Source organism: Micromonospora echinofusca, assembly GCF_017614955.1.
GTDB classification, from domain to species: Bacteria; Actinomycetota; Actinomycetes; order Mycobacteriales; family Micromonosporaceae; genus Micromonospora; species Micromonospora echinofusca_A.
In genome coordinates this window covers 1-394 of the sequence record NZ_WVUH01000765.1, presented here as the reverse complement: position 1 = coordinate 394, position 394 = coordinate 1, and the positions used below count along the sequence as shown (strand labels likewise).

At 73.9% G+C, this 394-nt stretch carries 1 protein-coding gene; it reads right to left on the bottom strand.

What is annotated here, in order from left to right; genetic code table 11:
• Nucleotides 1-394, bottom strand: a 394-nt coding sequence (locus GSF22_RS34295; RefSeq protein ID WP_208818008.1) for a glutathione S-transferase family protein, incomplete at both ends; no start/stop codon positions are given.

Below are 394 nucleotides of genomic sequence, written 5' to 3'. Positions count from 1 at the left end.
GCCGAAGACCGCGTCCACCAGGCCGAAGCGCGCGCCGGCAAACCAGGGGCCGTCGCCCAGCACCGCGTCCAGCTGCTCGAAGCGCGCGCGCAGCGCGGCTTGGGCCCGTGCCAGCGCCGCCGCGTCGGCCGCGTTGTAGAGCACCGCGATGCCGTTCAGCACGGCCGAGCCGAACTCCATCCAGGCGCGCTCGCGCGCCCGGGCCAGCGGGTCGGCCGGGTGCAGGCGCGGCGTCTGGGTCTCGTCCAGGTACTCGCAGATGACGGCCGATTCGAACAGGGCCTCGCCGTCCACCACCAGCACCGGCGTCTTGCCCAGTGGCGACAGGCGCAGGAACCAGTCGGGCTTGTGCGCCAGGTCCACGTCGCGGCGCTCGAAGGCCACGCCCTTTTCC